Origin of the sequence: Pseudovibrio sp. Ad13, assembly GCF_001623225.1 — a bacterium.
Taxonomy (GTDB): Bacteria; Pseudomonadota; Alphaproteobacteria; order Rhizobiales; family Stappiaceae; genus Pseudovibrio.
This window is the reverse complement of the sequence record NZ_LMCC01000015.1, coordinates 275,183-292,083: the sequence shown is the minus strand read 5'-3', so window position 1 is coordinate 292,083 and position 16,901 is coordinate 275,183. Positions and strand designations below refer to the sequence as shown.

Below are 16,901 nucleotides of genomic sequence, written 5' to 3'. Positions count from 1 at the left end.
GCCTAATAAAACGTAAAGGCATGTAGGATGCATGCTCTTAATTTAAAAAAGCCTTTCATGCACATAGAGCGTGTCCCCAGGGCGTACAGGCGCTGTGATTGGTGCCGGTCCGCTGGCAACTTCGCCGCCGATCTGACGCGTTAGATCAACATCCTGTTGGCGGGCTCTTGCAGTGAAGCCTCCAGCAGTCGCTACGGCGTTTTGCACGGTCATGCCCGGCAGGTATGCGTATTGGCCTGCGTTTCTGACTTCACCCATGATGAAAATTGGTCGGTAGACGGCAACTTCCACAGATACATCGGGATCGCGGATGAAACCGTTTTTTAGACGGGTGCGGATCATGCTTGCGAGTTGTTTTGGAGTTTTGCCTGTTGCGTTGATCTGACCGATCAATGGGAAGGCGAGGCTGCCTCCCTGATCAATCTTGTAGGTATTGGACAGATTAGCCTGTCCAAAAACGATAATACGGACTTCGTCGCTTGCAGCAAGAGTGTATGGCTGGACCAGTTCCTCATGAAAAGCAGGCTCTGGCTTTTTATAGGATGAACAACTCGTTAACAGAGTTAAGCCAGCAATAACTGCTAGTAGGCGCGGGCGCATTACGAAATCCTTTAAATTCATTGGGAGTATATTTCCGCGCTCAAGGTTAACAGAGTATAAATATTGTAATTATCCTCTAGTTAATTTTACAAGAATTGTTGAGCGCTTTGTCATTTCTTTCCAGCATTTGATTAAGGTGCTTAATAACTTGGTTACCCTGTCTATGCATTCTTGTGATTGAAAATTGTTTCGGGCTTTGTATTGAGTGGGGAAGTGGGCTGTGCCGCAAGAAGATGTCTTTCTTGATATGGGCGTGCTGTTCAAAAAAGTGTTTAAGGGGCTCCTTTGGGTGATCCCTTTTGCAGCGCTGATCGCCTTCGGCACTTTCTACCTGGCCAGCAAGCAAACTGCCAAATACACAAGCGAATCCAAAGTCCTCATTGATACAGCCAAAATTATCCTGCCAGGCCAAATCCGTAACAGCGAGCAGGAACGATCTCTGCTGGATAAAGAAGGCATTGCCAGCCAAGTACAGTTGTTACAGTCGCGTGATTTGGCGCGCCACGTTGTGCAAACACTTGATCTTGCGAACAACAGTGTTTTTGCAACCAAAAGCAAACCGGGTCTTGTTGATCAATTGATGACCCGTGTTGGGCTTGAGCCGACATCTGGTCAGATGAGTGAAGCAGAGCGGCTGCTGAACAAATTCACGAGCAATCTGGATGTGTATCAGGTCGACGGATCCCGCGTTATCGCAGTGCGTTTTACAAGCAAAGATCCTGAGCTTGCAGCGCGTGTTGCTAACACGGTGATCAACGAATATCGCATGCTGCAGGATAATGCGAAGCGCGCGGTGACCAATAACACGGCTGATGCGCTTGCGCCGCAGGTTGCGCGCCTCGAAAACGAAGTTGAGGCTGCGAAAAAGACCGTTGCGGAGTTTCGTGCGGGAGCAGACCTGTTGCTTGGGTCCGAAAATAGGACGCTAAACCAACAGCAGCTGGCCGAGCTCAACTCTCAGGTTTCTTCCGCCATCGTGGCAAAGTCGCAGGCTGAAGCTCAGGCGCGACAGATCCGATCCTTGCTGGAGGATAGTGGGTCTTTGGAAACTGCAACGCAGGTTCTGGCTTCGTCTTTGATCCAGCGCTTGCGTGAGCGTCAGTTGGCGCTGGAAAATCGTATTGCGGAGCTTTCAACTACGCTCCTGCCAAATCACCCACAGATCAAAGCACTGCGCTCCCAGCTGCGTGGGTACGATCGTCAGATCCGTGCTGAGGCGGAGAAGATTGTTATTGGTCTTGAGAATGATGCCAAGATTGCTCAGGATCGTTACCTCGCGCTCAATGAGCAGGTGAATGCACTGAAGGTAGAAGCTGCCCGTTCGGGCGCTGATCAGGTTCGTTTGCAGGAGTTGCAGCGAGAAGCACGCTCCAAAGAAGAGCAGCTGAACCAGTTGCTTGTGAGCCTGCGCGAAGCCGAAGTGTTGCAGGGTGTTGGTGTGCTGAATGCTGACTCCCGTGTGATTTCGCGTGCGTCTGTGCCAAGTGAGCCGTCTGGCCGGAAGCCTTCTGCGCTTGCTGCGATTGCAGGTTTTGCCGCGTTCTTCCTCGGCTGCCTCTGGGTGATTGCACGTGCTTTGATTGCTGGTGAAGTTTTACGCCGCGAAACATTTTCTACGCCAACAGCACCTGCTGCCAATCCGAAAGAAGCGACAGGTACCGCAACCTCTAACGCGCTTGAAAGCGTGGTGGATGCAACGACCCGCAGCCATGCTGTTGCCGCTCCTCCTGTTGAGCTGAAGCCTTCCTTTGTTGAAGAGGAAGATAAGTCTGATGAGGAGCAGGACACCTCAGAGGAGGAAGAGCCTCAAGAGGAAACGACTGAGCTTGCTGGGGATGAAGCTTCTGAAGAAGAGCATGACGAAGCACGCGAAGAAGAAGAGTTTGACGAGGAGTTTGAGGAAGAAGAAGCAAGTGCTGAGGTTTCGTCAATTACTCTAAAAGAAGTCAAGGCTGATAACGCCAATCAGCTGGCAAAGGTTGGCCGTGTGGTTGTGCTCAGTGTTGAGGATGAAAGCCTGTCTTCACGCGTTGCCCTAAGCTGTACGCGCAAGATTGCCGAGCGCGGTATTATGCCTGTGGTCGTCGAGGTGCGGTCTGAAGGCGGTGAAGGGGCTCAGTCCATCCTCAAAGAAACGCCGCTTGAAGAAGTTGGGGATGTGCGTCAAGCTGAAGAGGGTTCTGATGATCCGTTGAAGCCGGGTTTTGCAGAGTTATTGGAAGGCGAGGCGGCCTTTACGAACGTAATCCACCGCGATCCTGTTTCCCGTGCGCATGTGATACAATCAGGTGTCATGCCTATTCGTGATGAAGTGGTTTATGGCGGGCGCTATAATCTCATCATGGAAGCCCTGGATCTGACGTATGACGTAATCGTGGCTGATCTCGGTCTCATCGAACCGAGTTTGATTTGCGCGCAGATGCTTTCTGAAGCGGATCGCGTAATTATTGCGACTGACGGGTCACCTGCTGGCCCTGAACTGGAAAAAGCTCTGACCATCCTTGAAAAGCACACCAAGGCACCCGTTGAGGTGGAGCGAGTGGTCAGCAATGAAGCTGCGGCTTGGTTGCAGGTTGATATGGCAGCGTAAGAGCAGCCACTTACTTTAATATTTCCTGAGTGAGCTTAGTGCTGCATGCGAGCGAAAGTTCCACGGACACGCCTGTAAAGCTGCCAAAAACGCTCGTTGTTTCTGAGTTTGCGCTTAGAGCTGAGTATGACGTTTTCGAGAGCTGCGACGAGCTTTCCTTTGAAAGTGAGTGGTTCGATCCAGTCCTTTAAGTGTTCTGGTTCAGCCCATGCCAGCTTGAAACGCTCTTCGCCCAGTCCAAAGTCAAAGATCTCCATGCCTTCATTGCACATGTCCTCAATGACGTGCTGCATGAGCAACTCGCCGGGACTATGTCGCATCAGTTCGCCATTAATGATGGAGGTGCAGTAGCAATATACACGTTTTCCAGACTTAAGACTGAGGCATGTGCTGATGATCTCATCATCAAGCTTCAGGCTGTAAATCACCGGTTTTGATGGGCTGTCGTCTTGCGAAAGGTTTGTGAAGGCCTCACGCACGAAACACTGGTAGTTGGGAAGAGCGAAGGCGGTTGGAATGCCTGTCTCAGCCTGACGGAGTTCTCGCTGCCTTATCATGGCATCAATGGCAGCGGCTGCGCCTTCTTTTGTGATTTCAGCCGTGAAGCTGAGCGTTCCCAGTGACTGAAGTTTGCTAAGTTTACTGCGGTGCTTTTTGCGAGCACCTTTAGAGCGTTTTGCTTTGACGAATTCTTCCGCAGGGCTTGTAAGCTCAAACGGATAGATTGCATTGGTGCTCGTGGTGTCATCCAAACGGATCAACGGGTTGTCGTAGGTGCCCACACGACTTGCCATGTTGCCAAGGTGGATGAGATCAACGCCCCATGCTTTGAGGGCTGCGACCAGACGAGGGCGGAGAAAATGTGCCTGCGGAGCTTGTAATAGCTCTTGAGACCAATAACCTGTGTTCTGGTTGAAGATTTCCTCTCCGAGCCATCGGGCGGTTTTTGCAAGGTGGCACTGATGGAGAGCGAGAGGTAGCAGGACGTGGAGTTTTGCGTCGATGTACCCGACAACAATCAGTGTGGTGGTTCTTTCTGAGTGAGCAACATGCTCTGCCCAGCTTTTACACCATTCATAGGCGTGATAGGCGCTTCCATTACCTGATGCTTCCAGGGCGAGCCAATCATTTCTCAGTTTTGGCAAATCTGCATCTGAGATGATCTGAAAAGAAAGCTTACTCAAATCCAGCTTGTTATTACAATCAGCACGGTTGGAGCGCTCGCTGTTTGACGTGGATTGTGGAAGTGCCATTGGAAAATGCCCTAAATAAAATACAAGGAATTATTAGTTCCAAGCTCTTAATGAATCTCAAATCTAACTAGGTAGAGCAACCCAAATTGAAATTAATCGTAAATAATTCCCAGTTACAATTTGAGAGATATTCGGTTTGGAACTAGGGGGTCTCCGTGCGGAAGTCCTTCAAGCATTTAGTTATTGATTACGCCAGCTACTTTTTAAGTAGCCGTGGGCCTGCCAGGTTATTCAGGAACATGACCGCTGGTGATGGCATTATTTTTACGCTTCATCGTGTTCTGCCTGAAACGACCGGGTCCTTTCAGCCTAATAAACTGCTTGAAGTTACACCCGAATTTCTGCGTAAAACCGTTGTTCAGGTTCGAAAGGCGGGATACGAGTTTATTTCACTGGATGATGCTTTAGAACGGCTTCAAAGCAAAAGGCAATGCTCTCAGAAGTTTGCGGTTCTGACTTTTGATGATGGTTATAAAGATAACCGGGATGTGGCTTATCCCGTGCTAAAGGAACTCGATGTTCCTTTCACCGTTTTTATCAGCAGTGAATACAGCAAGCATAACTCTGAGCTGTGGTGGATTATTATCGAACAGCTCATTGCCGATAATGACCACGTCTCATTCCGATATGAAGACAAGCAGTTTGATTATGACTGTACCTCTTTGGACCAAAAAGAGGCAGCGTTTATATCAGCGCGCTGCATGCTTATCAGCGAAGTGCCAGAGGCTAAGCAGCGAGCGGTTATTCGGGAGGCTGCAGAGCGCTATGGATTGGATTGGCGAGCGCTTTGCCGCGAGCTGATTCTGTCTTTTGAAGAGTTGCGAGCATTCTCTCAGGATCCACTGGTCAGCCTGGGCGCACATACGGACACTCATCCGATGTTGGCGCGGCTTTCTACCCGAGAGGATATCCGACAGCATATTCAGACAGGGCTGGAGGAAATGACTGCGCAGTTAGGCAAAACGCCGACGGTATTAGCGTATCCTTACGGGTTTGCTGAAGCGGTTGATAAGCGCTGTGAAAGTGTTGCTGAGGAACTGGGTTTTGCGGCGGCTGTGACGACGCAACCGGGAACCTTGACTACGGAAAATCTCAAGCGACGCTATCATTTGCCGCGTGTCTCATTGAATGGATTACATCAACAGCAAAGAATGGTTGATGTGTATCTGACCGGAGCCGCATTTGCGGCTTACTACGCGGTGAAGCGCGTCCGGTCTTTTTTGAGAAGAGCGTGAGCTCTGATCAGGGCTTGAACCTTTAGGTCCTAGCGCTTTTTATAGGTCCAGCTGATAATCAGTCCCGCCGGAATCACCCAGATCAAACCAGCAATTGCAAAAAAGATAAGCTTAATAGACCAATGCTTGCCCGCCATTGTTATATCGCCAATGACCATTGCCAGGAAGATATAGACAAGAACAAAAGTCACTAAAAATACCATGCCGATGAAACGACGAAATGGCGAAGCCATAGAGTTCTCCTTGAAAGCCTCTTTGCGTAGGGCCTTTCTTTTCCGCGCAAGCCATAGTTCAAAATGCATATATTTTTCAAGAGGATCTTGCTGATAATTTGTAATTTAGATTTTGCAGACCCGCTTTCGTGTTCTCTAAGTCTATGACACAGCAGTGCTATTGCATGACTGACTTTCACCTGAAAAATCTAGGTAATTTGTCTAGACTGCTGTGAGGATCTGCGTATTTTTCCTGATTTGGCTGCTGATCTGACATATATAGGGGCAAACAAGTTCTTCGAATAGGTGTCATGTCTACTCCGTTCTACAGTTCAGATCTTTCTGCTCAAGACCTTTCCAACCGCAGGCAAATTCGCGTGTGGTTGCTGTTTATCTGCTTCCTGATTTTGGCCATGGTTGTTGTTGGCGGGGCGACCCGCCTGACCGAATCCGGCCTTTCCATTACTGAATGGAAGCCAATACATGGTGCCATTCCGCCGCTGAGTGCAGCTGAATGGGCGGAGGAGTTTGAAAAGTACAAACAGATCCCGCAGTACAAGCTTCTCAATGAGGGTATGACGCTTGGCGAGTTTAAGTCCATCTTCTGGTGGGAGTGGGGGCACCGCTTGCTGGGCCGGGTGATTGGGCTCTTCTTCTTTATCCCTCTTGTGTGGTTTTGGGCTCGTAGGCAGGTTAGCTCATGGCTTAAGCCGCGGCTTGTGGTTGCGTTCTTGCTTGGTGGATTGCAGGGGGCGATTGGCTGGTGGATGGTTGTGTCTGGCCTTGTGAACCGTGTGGATGTGAGCCAGTACCGTCTTGCTGTGCACTTGAGTGTGGCCTGTATTCTGTTTGCTTACCTGTATTATCTAGCAGCTGTGTTAAAGCGCCGCCCAGAGCTTGAGCGTGAAGGCTGGAATGTGTTTGGTGATGGTTTGTTTGGTGCATATGCCATTGTTGGCTTAGTGCTCTTTCAGCTGTTCCTCGGAGCACTGGTCGCAGGCCTCAATGCTGGGCTGACCTTTAACACCTGGCCGCTGATGGATGGGCAGATTGTTCCATCAGGTTTGTTTGTCATGTCTCCTTGGTGGATCAACTTTTTCGAGAATGTGATGATGGTGCAGTTCCAGCACCGCATGATCGCTTATGCGCTGGTGATTGCTGTGTTTGTGCAGGGTTTTTATCTGATGCGCGGCAACAGAGAGAGCGTGCTGAAAAGCAATGCCAGCTGGTTGATGGTGGCAATTGTTATTCAGGTGTTCCTAGGTGTTGTGACGCTGCTTGGCATGGTGCCGATGGATCGCGCATTGGCGCATCAGGCGATGGCCCTTATTGTTCTGGCGCTCGCTGTCGAGCAGGTTTGTCTGCTTCGCCGTGAAAAGGAAGCTGCGTTGAGATGATGATTCAGTTTGTCTGACTAAGTGGTTGATGTGGAATCGAAAAAGGCGCCTTGCGGGCGCCTTTTCTTGTTTTATGGTCATTGCTGGTAGATTGATTCATTTTCCAATCATACCGCATTGAAATATATAGGTATTACGTTTTTTCGAGAGCTTGTTTCAGATCTGCAATGATATCAGCGACATCTTCAATGCCAATGGAAACACGAACAACATCCGGGCCTGCTCCAGCAGCAGTTTTTTGAGCGTCAGACAGCTGGCGGTGTGTGGTAGACGCTGGATGGATGACGAGCGAGCGGGTGTCACCGATGTTAGCAAGGTGAGAGAATAACTCCAGACCTTTTACCAGTTCAACGCCCGACTCATAGCCGCCTTTTAGGCCGAAGGTAAAGACTGCGCCTGCGCCTTTCGGGCAGTACTTCTGATGCGCCTGATGGAATGGATCATTGGCGAGACCTGCATAAGAAACCCAGCTGACAGCTGGATGGCTTTGGAGGAACTCAGCGACCTTCAAGGCATTGTCAGAGTGCTTCTGCATGCGCAGCGCCAGTGTCTCGATGCCTGTGATGAGCATGAAGGCATTTTGTGGCGAGATAGCAGGGCCGAGATCACGCAAGCCCAGTACCCGACAGCAGATCGCAAAGGCGATGTTGCCGAAGGTCTCAAACAAGCGCATGTCGTTGTATTCTGGACGAGGTTCGGTCAGCATTGGATATTTGCCGGATGCTGCCCAATCGAATGTACCAGCGTCAACAATTGCGCCGCCCATGGAGTTGCCATGTCCACCCATGAACTTGGTCAGGGAATGCAGCACGATGTCTGCGCCGTGCTTAATCGGCTGACAGAGGTATGGGGTTGCCATCGTGTTATCGACGATAAGAGGCACGCCAGCATCTTTGGTCACTGCTGAGATGCCCTCGATATCCATGATAACGCCGCCTGGATTGGCGACACTTTCGATGAAGACGGCACGGGTGTTTTCGTCGATCTGGTCTGCGAAGCTTTGTGCGTCCAGACCTTCTGCCCATTTTACATCCCAGCCGAAGCTTTTGAAAGAATGGTTGAGCTGGTTGATGGTGCCGCCATACATGCGCTTGGAAGCGACGATGTTACAGCCAGGTGTCATGAGGGCGTGGAAGGCCAGAAGCTGTGCGGCGTGGCCGGATGCCACGGCCAGAGCTGCAGTGCCGCCTTCCAATGTTGCCACACGCTCTTCAAGAACAGCGGTGGTTGGGTTTGTGATGCGAGTATAGATGTTGCCAAATGCTTGCAGGCCAAACAAGGACGCAGCGTGGTCTACATCCTCAAACACGAAAGATGTAGTTTGGTAGATTGGTGTTGCGCGCGCGCCTGTGGTTGGGTCTGGTTTCGCGCCTGCGTGAATTGCAAGGGTATCAAAGCCTGGGGTGTGATCGCTCATAAGGCAGTCCTTTCAATGCGCTTGCAGGATGGAACGGTTCTGCGCAAGGTGCATGGTTTGCAAACCCTTGGAACAGGCGCGTCATTCTCTGCTGAAATTTATATAATTTCCCGCTAGGAACTATGAGGGGGCAACCGGAGGTTGGCAAGCTCAGATGAAAAGATGAGCGCTCTTCACTCTTGCAGAAAGCTCAAGCAACTTGCCGACTATTTGATGTTTGAAATTCTGTTCGCTTCTGCTTGGTGGGATTGGAAAATCGTTCTATTTTATCGGATGTGCTCTCAATTTTCGTGGTATCGAGAGCGCCTGATAGGAGTGTTTAGCTGGCTGTAACTGATGCTAGGCGTGGGATTTCGATCTTAGGGCAGCGGTCCATTACCACTTTGATTCCCTTGTCTTCTGCCCGTGCTGCTGCTTCGTCGTTTCTGACGCCCAGCTGAAGCCAGATTGCTTTGGGGAGCGTTGGCAGGGCTATTACCTCATCAATGACACCTACCGCTGCTTCTGAATTGCGGAAGACATCGACCATGTCGACAGGTTCTGGAAGGTCTGTCAGGGACGCATAGACTTTTGCGCCTGCGATTTCAGTACCTGTCTGACCGGGATTGATTGGATAGACTGTATAGCCTTGTTCAAGCAAATAGTTGAGGACGCGGAAGCTGGCGCGTTCTGGTTTGTTGCTGGCGCCGACCAATGCGATTGTTTTTGTGTTTTCCAGAATGCCCTGAATGTAGTCGTCTGAATAATGATCGTGGTTCATGTTCTTATCAACTTTCTGCAATTTCATTGGCTGCCAGCTGTATTTGTCTGTGCTCTTCACGCAGCTCCTTGCGAATAACAAGCTTGAGACCGGACCAGACAGCGTCAACTGCGCAAACCTTGATATCGACCAGCCCCATAGGCAAGCAAACTTCTCTAACCGTATCTTCTGTCACCTCTGAGGAGACTTTGGATGCTTTCTTAAGCCAAGACACCCAGATCATGCCGTCTGCATCCAGTGTTCTGCGCAGCTTACTCAGCAATTCTGACAGTTCGCTTTGACCTGGTACAAAGATATGGGCAGCACTGATGCCAGTTTCCAGTGCGGGCAGGAGGATCAGATCGTCAACTCCTGCTGCAATTTCATCGGAAGCGGTTTGTGGCATGTTGTGCCACCAACAGCGCATGCCGGGTTTCAGGCCTAGCTTTTGAGCTAGTGGTCTTTTTGAATACCCGGCTGTCATTGCGCTGCTCCTTACATCTTGATCAGCTGTCTTTCCAATCAGGCGTACGCTTTTGAAGGAAAGCGTTGATGCCTTCTTCCGCATCGTTGGCGAGCATGTTTTCTGCCATGACTTGTGAGGTGTAAGCATACGCTTCTGCCAATGGCATATCGGCCTGCTTGTAGAAGGCTTCCTTGCCGGTTTTGACTGTGAGGGCGGACTTGGACGCAATCACTTCAGCGTATTTCTGGACTACGACTTCCAGATAGTCTGCTTGCACCACTCGGTTGATCAAGCCGTATTCTTTTGCGGTGGAAGCGTCGATACTTTCACCGGTCAATAGCATTTCCATGGCCTGTTTGCGGCCAATGTTGCGGGTAAGGGCTACCATTGGGGTGGAGCAGAAGAGGCCGATGTTAACGCCTGGGGTGCAGAAGGTGGCTGTATCCAGTGCCAGTGCCAGATCACAGGAAGCGACCAACTGGCAGCCTGCTGCTGTTGCAACGCCAGTTACAACGCTGATGACTGGCTTTGGCAGGTTCACGATCTTCTGCATGAGCTCAGCGCATTGATCGAATGTCTGCTGATAAAAAACTTTGCCGCCATCTGCTTGTGCGCGTGCAGCGGTTAGTTCTTTCAGGTCGTGGCCTGCGCAAAAGACTTTGCCTTCAGCGCCGAGCAAAACAACGCGCACTTCCGGGTTTGCTGCGGCTTCATCCAATGCGGTGCAGAGTTCTTTCATCATGGCCATGGACAGAGCATTCATACGCTCAGGGCGCTGCATGACGATACGCTGAACACCATTGTGCAGCATTTTGCCAAGCATCGGGCGTTCTGCTTCGTTTTGATCTTTGGTGGTGTCTGCGTCAGACATGATGGTTCTCCATAGTGCTGAAAATAGTCGTTGAGATGCCTTTAGCAGGCTATCGGGCCATGATTAAGTGCTAAATCACAGAGTGAACAAAACTTGAGCCTAGCGCAACGGTATAGAACTTTTGTTCAGCTGGTAAATCATGGAGCCATATATCAGTATGGCGGCTTGCATGAGGAGGAGGGACTTCATGACCAGTGAGGTGGCGGCGCCTGCTGTTAAGTTTAGTCCGGCAGAACTGACGGAGTTTCTGGACAAGGCATTTCCGCAGATGCACGCATTAGGTCGTGCATATTTCATCGATGAAATTCTACCGGGAAAAGCAATTGTCAGGCTCAAGGCCGGGGACGTGCATTTGCGTCCTGGTGGTACTGTTTCCGGTCCTTCGTTGATGGCTCTGGTTGACTATGCGGCCTATGTAGTTCTGCTAGGCAATGTGGGGCTGCATGCGCTTGCTGTGACCACCAACATCAATATCAACTTCCTACGCAAAGCTGAAGCTGGTGAGATGATCGCCACGTGTCGCATCCTGAAGGGCGGCAAACGCCTTGTTGTTATGGATTGCGAAATTACACGTGACGGGAGCGATGATCTGATTGCCCATGCTACCGCGACTTACTCCATCCCGCCGGCGTCGTTCAAGGGATAGGATGCGTGCTGTTTGTTGTCCAACTGCGTGGTTGGGCATCCATCCTGAATTTTGCGCCACATGGGATTGTTGAGTGCCATTTGGCATTGGGCCAGATAGGCGGTGCCGTCTACATACAGGCAGGAAAAATCACCCAGCTCAATCCGCAGGCCACGGTTGGTGCAATAACAATCCGGCTGTTTAAACAGACTGCGAGGACGTTTGCGGAACTTGCTTTCTTGAGCTTGGACATTCCAGGTCCAAAGCAACAAAAGCGATAGGGTGAGTAAGAGATAGCGATGCATTCCCCATGGTAAGATGTGGGGCGTGGATCGCCACCACTGTTTTTCAGGGGTAACTTTGCAGCTCAGAGGTAAATCAACGTGCCTTGTGCGCGCAGGATATCAAACCACTCCGGTTCCTTGCTCAGTCGTGTCCAGCGCAGATCCAGTTTGCGCAAATTCTTCAGGTTACTCATGCTGGCGGGCAGTTCTTCCAATGGATTTGCCCTGAGGTCCAACTGATAGAGATTGGGAAGATCTCCAATATCTTCTGGGAGCTGGGATAATTGATTGTTGCGGAGGTCCAGCACTTCGAGCTGATGCAATTCGTCCATGTTCTCAGGAAGCTTTGTGAGGGCGTTGTCGCGCAAATAAGCTTCTCGTAAGGATGAGAGGTTGGAAAAGTGCAAGGGTAATGCGCGCAAACCATTGCCGTAGAGCCTTAGCTCCTTCAGATTTTGCAGGTTCCCGAAACTTTCCGGGAGATGTGTAATGGTGTTGTCGGTGCAACCGAGATACTCCAGTGCAGACAGATCACCAATGCTCTCTGGCAGTTGCGTCATGACGGTGTTGCTTGCATAGAGCACACGCAGTTTCTTTAAAGCCCCTAACTTTTCCGGAAGATACTTCATTGTTTGATGGCTGAGGTCCAGGATCTCCAGATTTGGCATGTGACAAAGGCTGTCGGGCAGCTGTGTTAGCTTACATCCGTAGATGTAGAGTTCCTTCAGCGCCTGAAGGTCAGATAGTGCCTGCGGTATTTCGCTGATTGGGTTCTGTCCCAGATAGAGGCTTCTTAAGGAACGATGATGCAACAACTCTGATGGGAAACGGTTCAACTCGCACTTTGTGAGCGCGACATCCGTCAGCTTGCCGCCGGACTGGGCTGCGCATGGGGTTCCATCTTGACGGTGTCTGATGCTTTTGAGCTGATGATACTGAAATGAGTCCTGTGTGATCATTGGAACCTGCAATGCACTTAGTGGAGGTACTGCTGTTGTAGCGTCGAAACGACTTGCTCCGAAAGCGTAGTTTTCAGGAGGCCGATTGTTCTTGATGATAATGCCGCATCATTTGCTGCTGCGGCTTCTATTTGAGGCAGAACATTATCGAGTGATGTTCCTGCCTTCTGCAATTTCTGATCAACTGCCTGCCAGAATGCAGCACCTTTCATATAGAAAAGAGGATAGTAGTTGGGGTTATTGTCGCGCGTTACTTTGGTGTGGGCTTCATAAAGGCCTGTTGCTGCGTGAGGGTAGCGCTCTTGAAAGTTTTGCCATTGCTCCATCGGAGTTTCTGATTGTAAACCAGCTTTCTCCAGTGATTTGTAGCCGTAGTATTGAGCGAGGCTTTCAGAAATCCAGAGTGGGTAAGATTGGGTTGTCAGCAAGTGAAAGAGTTCGTGGCCGGAGACCCAATGAAGTTTGGCGAGGCTGTCGTCTGTGGCTGCGCCATCGGTTACTGCAAAATTGGCAAGGAACGCTTGTTTGCCAGCAGCTCCAGCTATTTGCCCCAGTTTCTTGTCAATTGCGACCCACACGAGATCGATATTGTTTGGTGTGCGCTCCTCGGGTGCAAGCAACGCTTTCAGATACGCAAGTTGTTGTTGAATAGCGGGCAGGTTCTCTGCTTTCAAAGCAGAAGTCGGGTCGTCTTTGAACAGCGTGAGCGTTGTTTGTCCGGTTTCCAGTGTTTTGGTGGACTTGCCCCATGTGAGGATCAGAGGTGGTTCGTTTTGGGTGGGCAAGGCGTTGCATTTGATTGCCTGCGCCTTGCCATGAACTTTGCCGCAGATCTCTATTGTCAATATACCTTCGAAGCGAGGAATGTCATCCCACTCCGTCAAGCTCCACCATTCAGAGGGAGAGTAGAGGTTTTGCTGGTTTGCAATGGCATGAGGGGCGGTTTGCACATTCTGGAAGGTGACATTCCATTGCAGCTCACGACATGAAAGTCGCTTTCCATAGGTAATGGATGTCTTTTGAATTCCATCGCAGAAGAACTGAATTGGTGGCGTTTTTGCATCCCCTCGAATGGTGCGGGGCTTCAGTAACCTGAGGCTTTGTGGAGCTGGAAGCGTAACTGTTGCTGTTCCACTCATAGGTGCGGTGGTGCTGACGTCTATGATGATCTGGACCGGTGGATTTTCTGCAAGGGTAGGTTTTATGAACAAGGACGGAATTAGAAAGAGAAAGGGGAGACGCATATGAAAATTTGATACCTGAGAAAAGCAACTTTGGATTGAACAATCGATTCGATGATTTCCGCACGGAAATGTGTTCATCCCATGTTATCCAATGTATGAAGCATATGCTCTACAAGACGACACTGCGTTGAAGTGCCTAAATCTCTCAGCTTATTGAAATTTTTAAATTAAATTTGCCTGAAAGTTGAATTGTCTGTTGATCCAAAAGCAAAAAGCCACTTAAAATTCAGGGACTAAAGCCAAAGGCCGTTTTTTGATGGATGGGAGACCTGAGAAGACGGCGTGTGGGGGAGCAGGCTTGTGTTCTATCGTGCGTTTTTCGGTTTCATTTTTGATTTCCTGTTGGTGCCACTCCGTTTCGGAACTCTATTGGCCACGATCGGCTATATTGGCTTTCTAGCCCTGAATATCCTTTTGATTCTGGCAGTTCCTGCGTTCTTTGATCTTTATGTGGTCAGTGAGCCTCGGGTCTTTGCTGAATTCCGCGAGACGATGTTCTATCTGGATACGGCCTTTATTGGTGATCCAATTGTCTTCGTGAGCCTGGTGTTCTTCAATCTGCTGCTGGCAAATGCCACGTTGACGACACGCCTGACCCGAAGTCGCTGGCGGTTTTTCTATCCGGTTCATTTTACACCCATTAATTTGCGCGAATATCGTGTGGCACTTGCTGGTCTTGGTTATTATGTCAGCTGTTACAGCGCCAACTGGGTCTTCTATGAATTGCAGGTAGATGACCTTATTTTGACTGCTGCACGTGCTGCCGGTGTTTCCTGAGGTGCAAAAACCTCAGATTCATGCGGAAAAAGTGTGGTATTATAATACCTATTTTATATCTATTTGATTTTATTGATTAATTTGCTTGAGTGTGTGTTTTTTTGTTCTTGACGTTGTGCTCAAGCTCGCGTATCTACCCGTTCCTACACGGAGCTATCACGTTTAGCTGCTCTTTCGGGCCTGAACGAATTTCTCCCAAGAATTTTAACCGTCAAAACTACGGTAGATCTTATGAAGACTCATTCCACTAAAGTGGCTGAGGTCGACAAGAAGTGGATCTTGATCGACGCAGAAGGCGTTGTTGTTGGCCGTCTGGCAGCATTCATCGCAAACCGTCTGCGCGGCAAGCACAAGCCGACCTACACACCACACATCGACGATGGCGACAACGTAATCGTTATCAATGCAGACAAAGTTGTACTGACTGGTAAAAAATACCAGAGCAAGAAGTACTACTGGCACACTGGTTACCCTGGCGGTATCAAAGAGCGCACTGCACGTCAGCTGATCGAAGGTCGTTTCCCAGAGCGCGTTCTGGAAAAGGCTATCCAGCGTATGATGCCAGGCGGACCTCTTTCCCGTACACAGCTGCGTAACCTGCGTGTTTATGCTGCTGCAGAACATCCGCATGATGGCCAGTCTCCAGAAGTGGTAGACGTTAAAGCCATGAATCCTAAAAATGCGAAGAGGGGTTAATTATGTCTGAGCTACAGTCCCTTGAGGAACTGGGCGGCGCAATCGCCCCTACCGAGAACGAAGCTCCTGTACATGTACAGAAGCTCGACGCACAAGGCCGTGCATATGCAACCGGTAAGCGTAAAGACGCTATCGCTCGTGTATGGATCAAGCCAGGCACCGGTAAAATCGTTGTAAACGGCAAAGAGTACGCTGAGTATTTCGCTCGTCCAGTACTTCAGCTGATCCTGCGTCAGCCAATCATGCTCACCGAGCGTGATGGCCAGTACGACATCAACGTAACTGTTGCTGGTGGTGGTCTTTCCGGCCAGGCTGGTGCTGTTCGTCACGGTATCTCTAAAGCACTTACTTTCTACGAGCCAGCACTGCGTCCGGTTCTGAAGAAAGAAGGCTTCCTTACTCGTGATAGCCGTGTTGTTGAACGTAAGAAGTACGGTAAGCGTAAAGCTCGTCGTTCCTTCCAGTTCTCCAAGCGCTAATACGCGATACTGGAAACAGTTTTACGGAAAGGGCTGCCATTTGGCGGCCCTTTTTGTATTTGGGCTCTCTGTCTTGCCGTGGGTGAAATTGCAGAGTTGTTGCGCTGGGGTTTACCTGCCACGTTTGTGCCAAACTGTGGTGGGGATGTGCATTGATCCGGTGGTCGCAAAAGTTCTTGTCGGCATTCCTAATGGGGCTTGCCCCGCATAAACGAAGTGGGACGCTGGCTCGTCTTGCTTTGAGGTTGGATAAGAAGAACCTGAGTGCTTCGAGAGTGCTTTATCTGAAAGAGCATAAGGGCTTTTCCAATATGAGGCGATTGGAAGAGTTTTTGCGAGTTGGCTTGGGTGATGAGCAGTTTGCGCGGTTGAGTGAGAAGTACTTTTACTATTGCCGTGCTCAGCGCTTTCAGGAGCTGCATTTCCTCAAACAGTTTCCATTCTACGAGAAGCAAAAAGGTTTTTTTGTAGAAATAGGCGTTGGAGATGGAACGCACCTTTCCAATAGCTTCCTTTTTGAGAGGGCATTGGGTTGGTCTGGTTTGCTTGTGGAACCCAATCCAGATTGCTGGGAGCAGATTTGCTCAAGGCGTGACGCTGATTTGGATAAGAGAGCGGCTTGGAGTTCGGGAGGGGGAGCACTTCGCTTCTTTTGTGCTGATACTTCGGAGTACTCTGGGATGCTCTCCGTTGTAGGCCAAGGAACTAAGCCCGGGCGCGAGATTGAAGTTCCTATTGCTCGGACTGAGGATATTCTGGTTCAGCACAATGTGCCTGATCACATTCCCTTTATATCTATTGATACGGAAGGTACTGAGCTGGAGGTTCTCAAGGGAATAGATTTTTCGCGCAGGACGTTTGACTTCCTATGCGTTGAGCACAATCATAACTCAAAGCAGCAAGATGCCTTAGTCGCCTTTATGAAGTTGCAGGGATATGTGGTCACCCAGCCGGAATTCTCCGGAGCAGATTACTGGTTTGTTTCAGGGCAGGGGCGTGCGTCGTCTGTTTCTGCAAAGCAAGACGGTTATGGTGCGCCCTTGTTGGCCGACTAAGA

Annotated in this window: 18 protein-coding genes; 8 read left to right on the top strand and 10 right to left on the bottom strand. The window is 50.0% G+C overall.

All coding sequences use genetic code 11. The annotated features are described in order from the left end of the window. Positions 1–42: 42 nt before the first annotated feature. Positions 43–600, bottom strand: a complete 558-nt coding sequence (locus tag PsAD13_RS18585) for a polysaccharide biosynthesis/export family protein (RefSeq protein WP_063289192.1) — start codon at positions 598–600, stop codon at positions 43–45. Between the two features lie 220 nt (positions 601–820). Here PsAD13_RS18585 and PsAD13_RS18580 point away from each other — a divergent pair, with 220 nt between their 5' ends. Further along, positions 821–3,190: a GumC family protein gene (locus PsAD13_RS18580; protein ID WP_063319103.1), complete on the top strand. Its 2,370-nt coding sequence runs from the start codon at positions 821–823 to the stop codon at positions 3,188–3,190. A 35-nt stretch (positions 3,191–3,225) separates the two neighbouring features. Here PsAD13_RS18580 and PsAD13_RS18575 read toward each other — a convergent pair whose 3' ends face one another. Continuing rightward, on the bottom strand, positions 3,226–4,443 hold the full coding sequence (locus PsAD13_RS18575) for a GNAT family N-acetyltransferase (RefSeq protein ID WP_063319102.1): 1,218 nt from the start codon (positions 4,441–4,443) through the stop codon (positions 3,226–3,228). Between the two features lie 155 nt (positions 4,444–4,598). On the opposite strand from PsAD13_RS18575, the gene PsAD13_RS18570 reads away from it, so the two are divergent. Continuing rightward, complete coding sequence (locus PsAD13_RS18570; protein ID WP_208986794.1) at positions 4,599–5,678, top strand: polysaccharide deacetylase family protein; 1,080 nt, start codon at positions 4,599–4,601, stop codon at positions 5,676–5,678. Positions 5,679–5,707: 29 nt separating this feature from the next. On the opposite strand, the gene PsAD13_RS18565 is transcribed toward PsAD13_RS18570, so the two are convergent. Continuing rightward, complete coding sequence (locus PsAD13_RS18565) at positions 5,708–5,911, bottom strand: DUF2842 domain-containing protein (RefSeq protein WP_063319195.1); 204 nt, start codon at positions 5,909–5,911, stop codon at positions 5,708–5,710. Between the two features lie 290 nt (positions 5,912–6,201). On the opposite strand from PsAD13_RS18565, the gene PsAD13_RS18560 reads away from it, so the two are divergent. Beyond that, positions 6,202–7,287, top strand: coding sequence for a COX15/CtaA family protein (locus tag PsAD13_RS18560; protein WP_063319100.1), 1,086 nt, complete (start codon positions 6,202–6,204; stop codon positions 7,285–7,287). Positions 7,288–7,420: 133 nt separating this feature from the next. Here PsAD13_RS18560 and PsAD13_RS18555 read toward each other — a convergent pair whose 3' ends face one another. From PsAD13_RS18555 to PsAD13_RS18540, 4 genes are all read right to left on the bottom strand, one after another. Further along, entirely contained in the window at positions 7,421–8,704 is a 1,284-nt protein-coding gene (locus PsAD13_RS18555; protein ID WP_063319099.1) for an O-acetylhomoserine aminocarboxypropyltransferase, read from the bottom strand. 319 nt (positions 8,705–9,023) lie between these two features. Next, positions 9,024–9,464, bottom strand: coding sequence for a CoA-binding protein (locus PsAD13_RS18550; RefSeq protein WP_063319194.1), 441 nt, complete (start codon positions 9,462–9,464; stop codon positions 9,024–9,026). A gap of 7 nt (positions 9,465–9,471) precedes the next feature. Then, complete coding sequence (locus PsAD13_RS28390; protein ID WP_244275189.1) at positions 9,472–9,849, bottom strand: DUF3052 domain-containing protein; 378 nt, start codon at positions 9,847–9,849, stop codon at positions 9,472–9,474. 100 nt (positions 9,850–9,949) lie between these two features. Further along, the gene (locus PsAD13_RS18540; RefSeq protein WP_063319097.1) at positions 9,950–10,780 is read right to left on the bottom strand and encodes an enoyl-CoA hydratase; all 831 of its coding nucleotides are present in this window, start codon (positions 10,778–10,780) and stop codon (positions 9,950–9,952) included. A gap of 187 nt (positions 10,781–10,967) precedes the next feature. Between PsAD13_RS18540 and PsAD13_RS18535 the strand changes: the two genes are divergently transcribed. Beyond that, a complete protein-coding gene (locus tag PsAD13_RS18535; protein ID WP_063319096.1) occupies positions 10,968–11,426 on the top strand; it encodes a PaaI family thioesterase in 459 nt (152 codons plus the stop codon). Here the strand turns inward: PsAD13_RS18535 and PsAD13_RS27425 are convergent. The 3 genes from PsAD13_RS27425 to PsAD13_RS18520 all read right to left on the bottom strand — a co-directional run bounded on the left by PsAD13_RS27425 (position 11,393) and on the right by PsAD13_RS18520 (position 13,859). Then, positions 11,393–11,710: a hypothetical protein gene (locus PsAD13_RS27425; RefSeq protein ID WP_082596998.1), complete on the bottom strand. Its 318-nt coding sequence runs from the start codon at positions 11,708–11,710 to the stop codon at positions 11,393–11,395. The genes PsAD13_RS18535 and PsAD13_RS27425 overlap by 34 nt on opposite strands. 62 nt (positions 11,711–11,772) lie before the next feature. Next, positions 11,773–12,648 (bottom strand): leucine-rich repeat domain-containing protein, encoded by an 876-nt coding sequence (locus PsAD13_RS18525; protein WP_153040931.1) that lies wholly within the window; start codon positions 12,646–12,648, stop codon positions 11,773–11,775. 17 nt (positions 12,649–12,665) lie between these two features. After that, a complete protein-coding gene (locus tag PsAD13_RS18520; protein ID WP_208986783.1) occupies positions 12,666–13,859 on the bottom strand; it encodes a hypothetical protein in 1,194 nt (397 codons plus the stop codon). Between the two features lie 333 nt (positions 13,860–14,192). Between PsAD13_RS18520 and PsAD13_RS18515 the strand changes: the two genes are divergently transcribed. The 4 genes from PsAD13_RS18515 to PsAD13_RS18500 all read left to right on the top strand — a co-directional run bounded on the left by PsAD13_RS18515 (position 14,193) and on the right by PsAD13_RS18500 (position 16,899). Next, positions 14,193–14,669, top strand: coding sequence for a hypothetical protein (locus tag PsAD13_RS18515; protein WP_208981018.1), 477 nt, complete (start codon positions 14,193–14,195; stop codon positions 14,667–14,669). 231 nt (positions 14,670–14,900) lie between these two features. Then, entirely contained in the window at positions 14,901–15,365 is a 465-nt protein-coding gene (rplM, locus tag PsAD13_RS18510; RefSeq protein WP_057464394.1) for a 50S ribosomal protein L13, read from the top strand. A gap of 2 nt (positions 15,366–15,367) precedes the next feature. Next, complete coding sequence (rpsI, locus tag PsAD13_RS18505; protein ID WP_057464395.1) at positions 15,368–15,844, top strand: 30S ribosomal protein S9; 477 nt, start codon at positions 15,368–15,370, stop codon at positions 15,842–15,844. A 176-nt stretch (positions 15,845–16,020) separates the two neighbouring features. Beyond that, entirely contained in the window at positions 16,021–16,899 is an 879-nt protein-coding gene (locus PsAD13_RS18500; RefSeq protein WP_208986781.1) for an FkbM family methyltransferase, read from the top strand. The last annotated feature ends 2 nt before the right edge of the window (positions 16,900–16,901 follow it).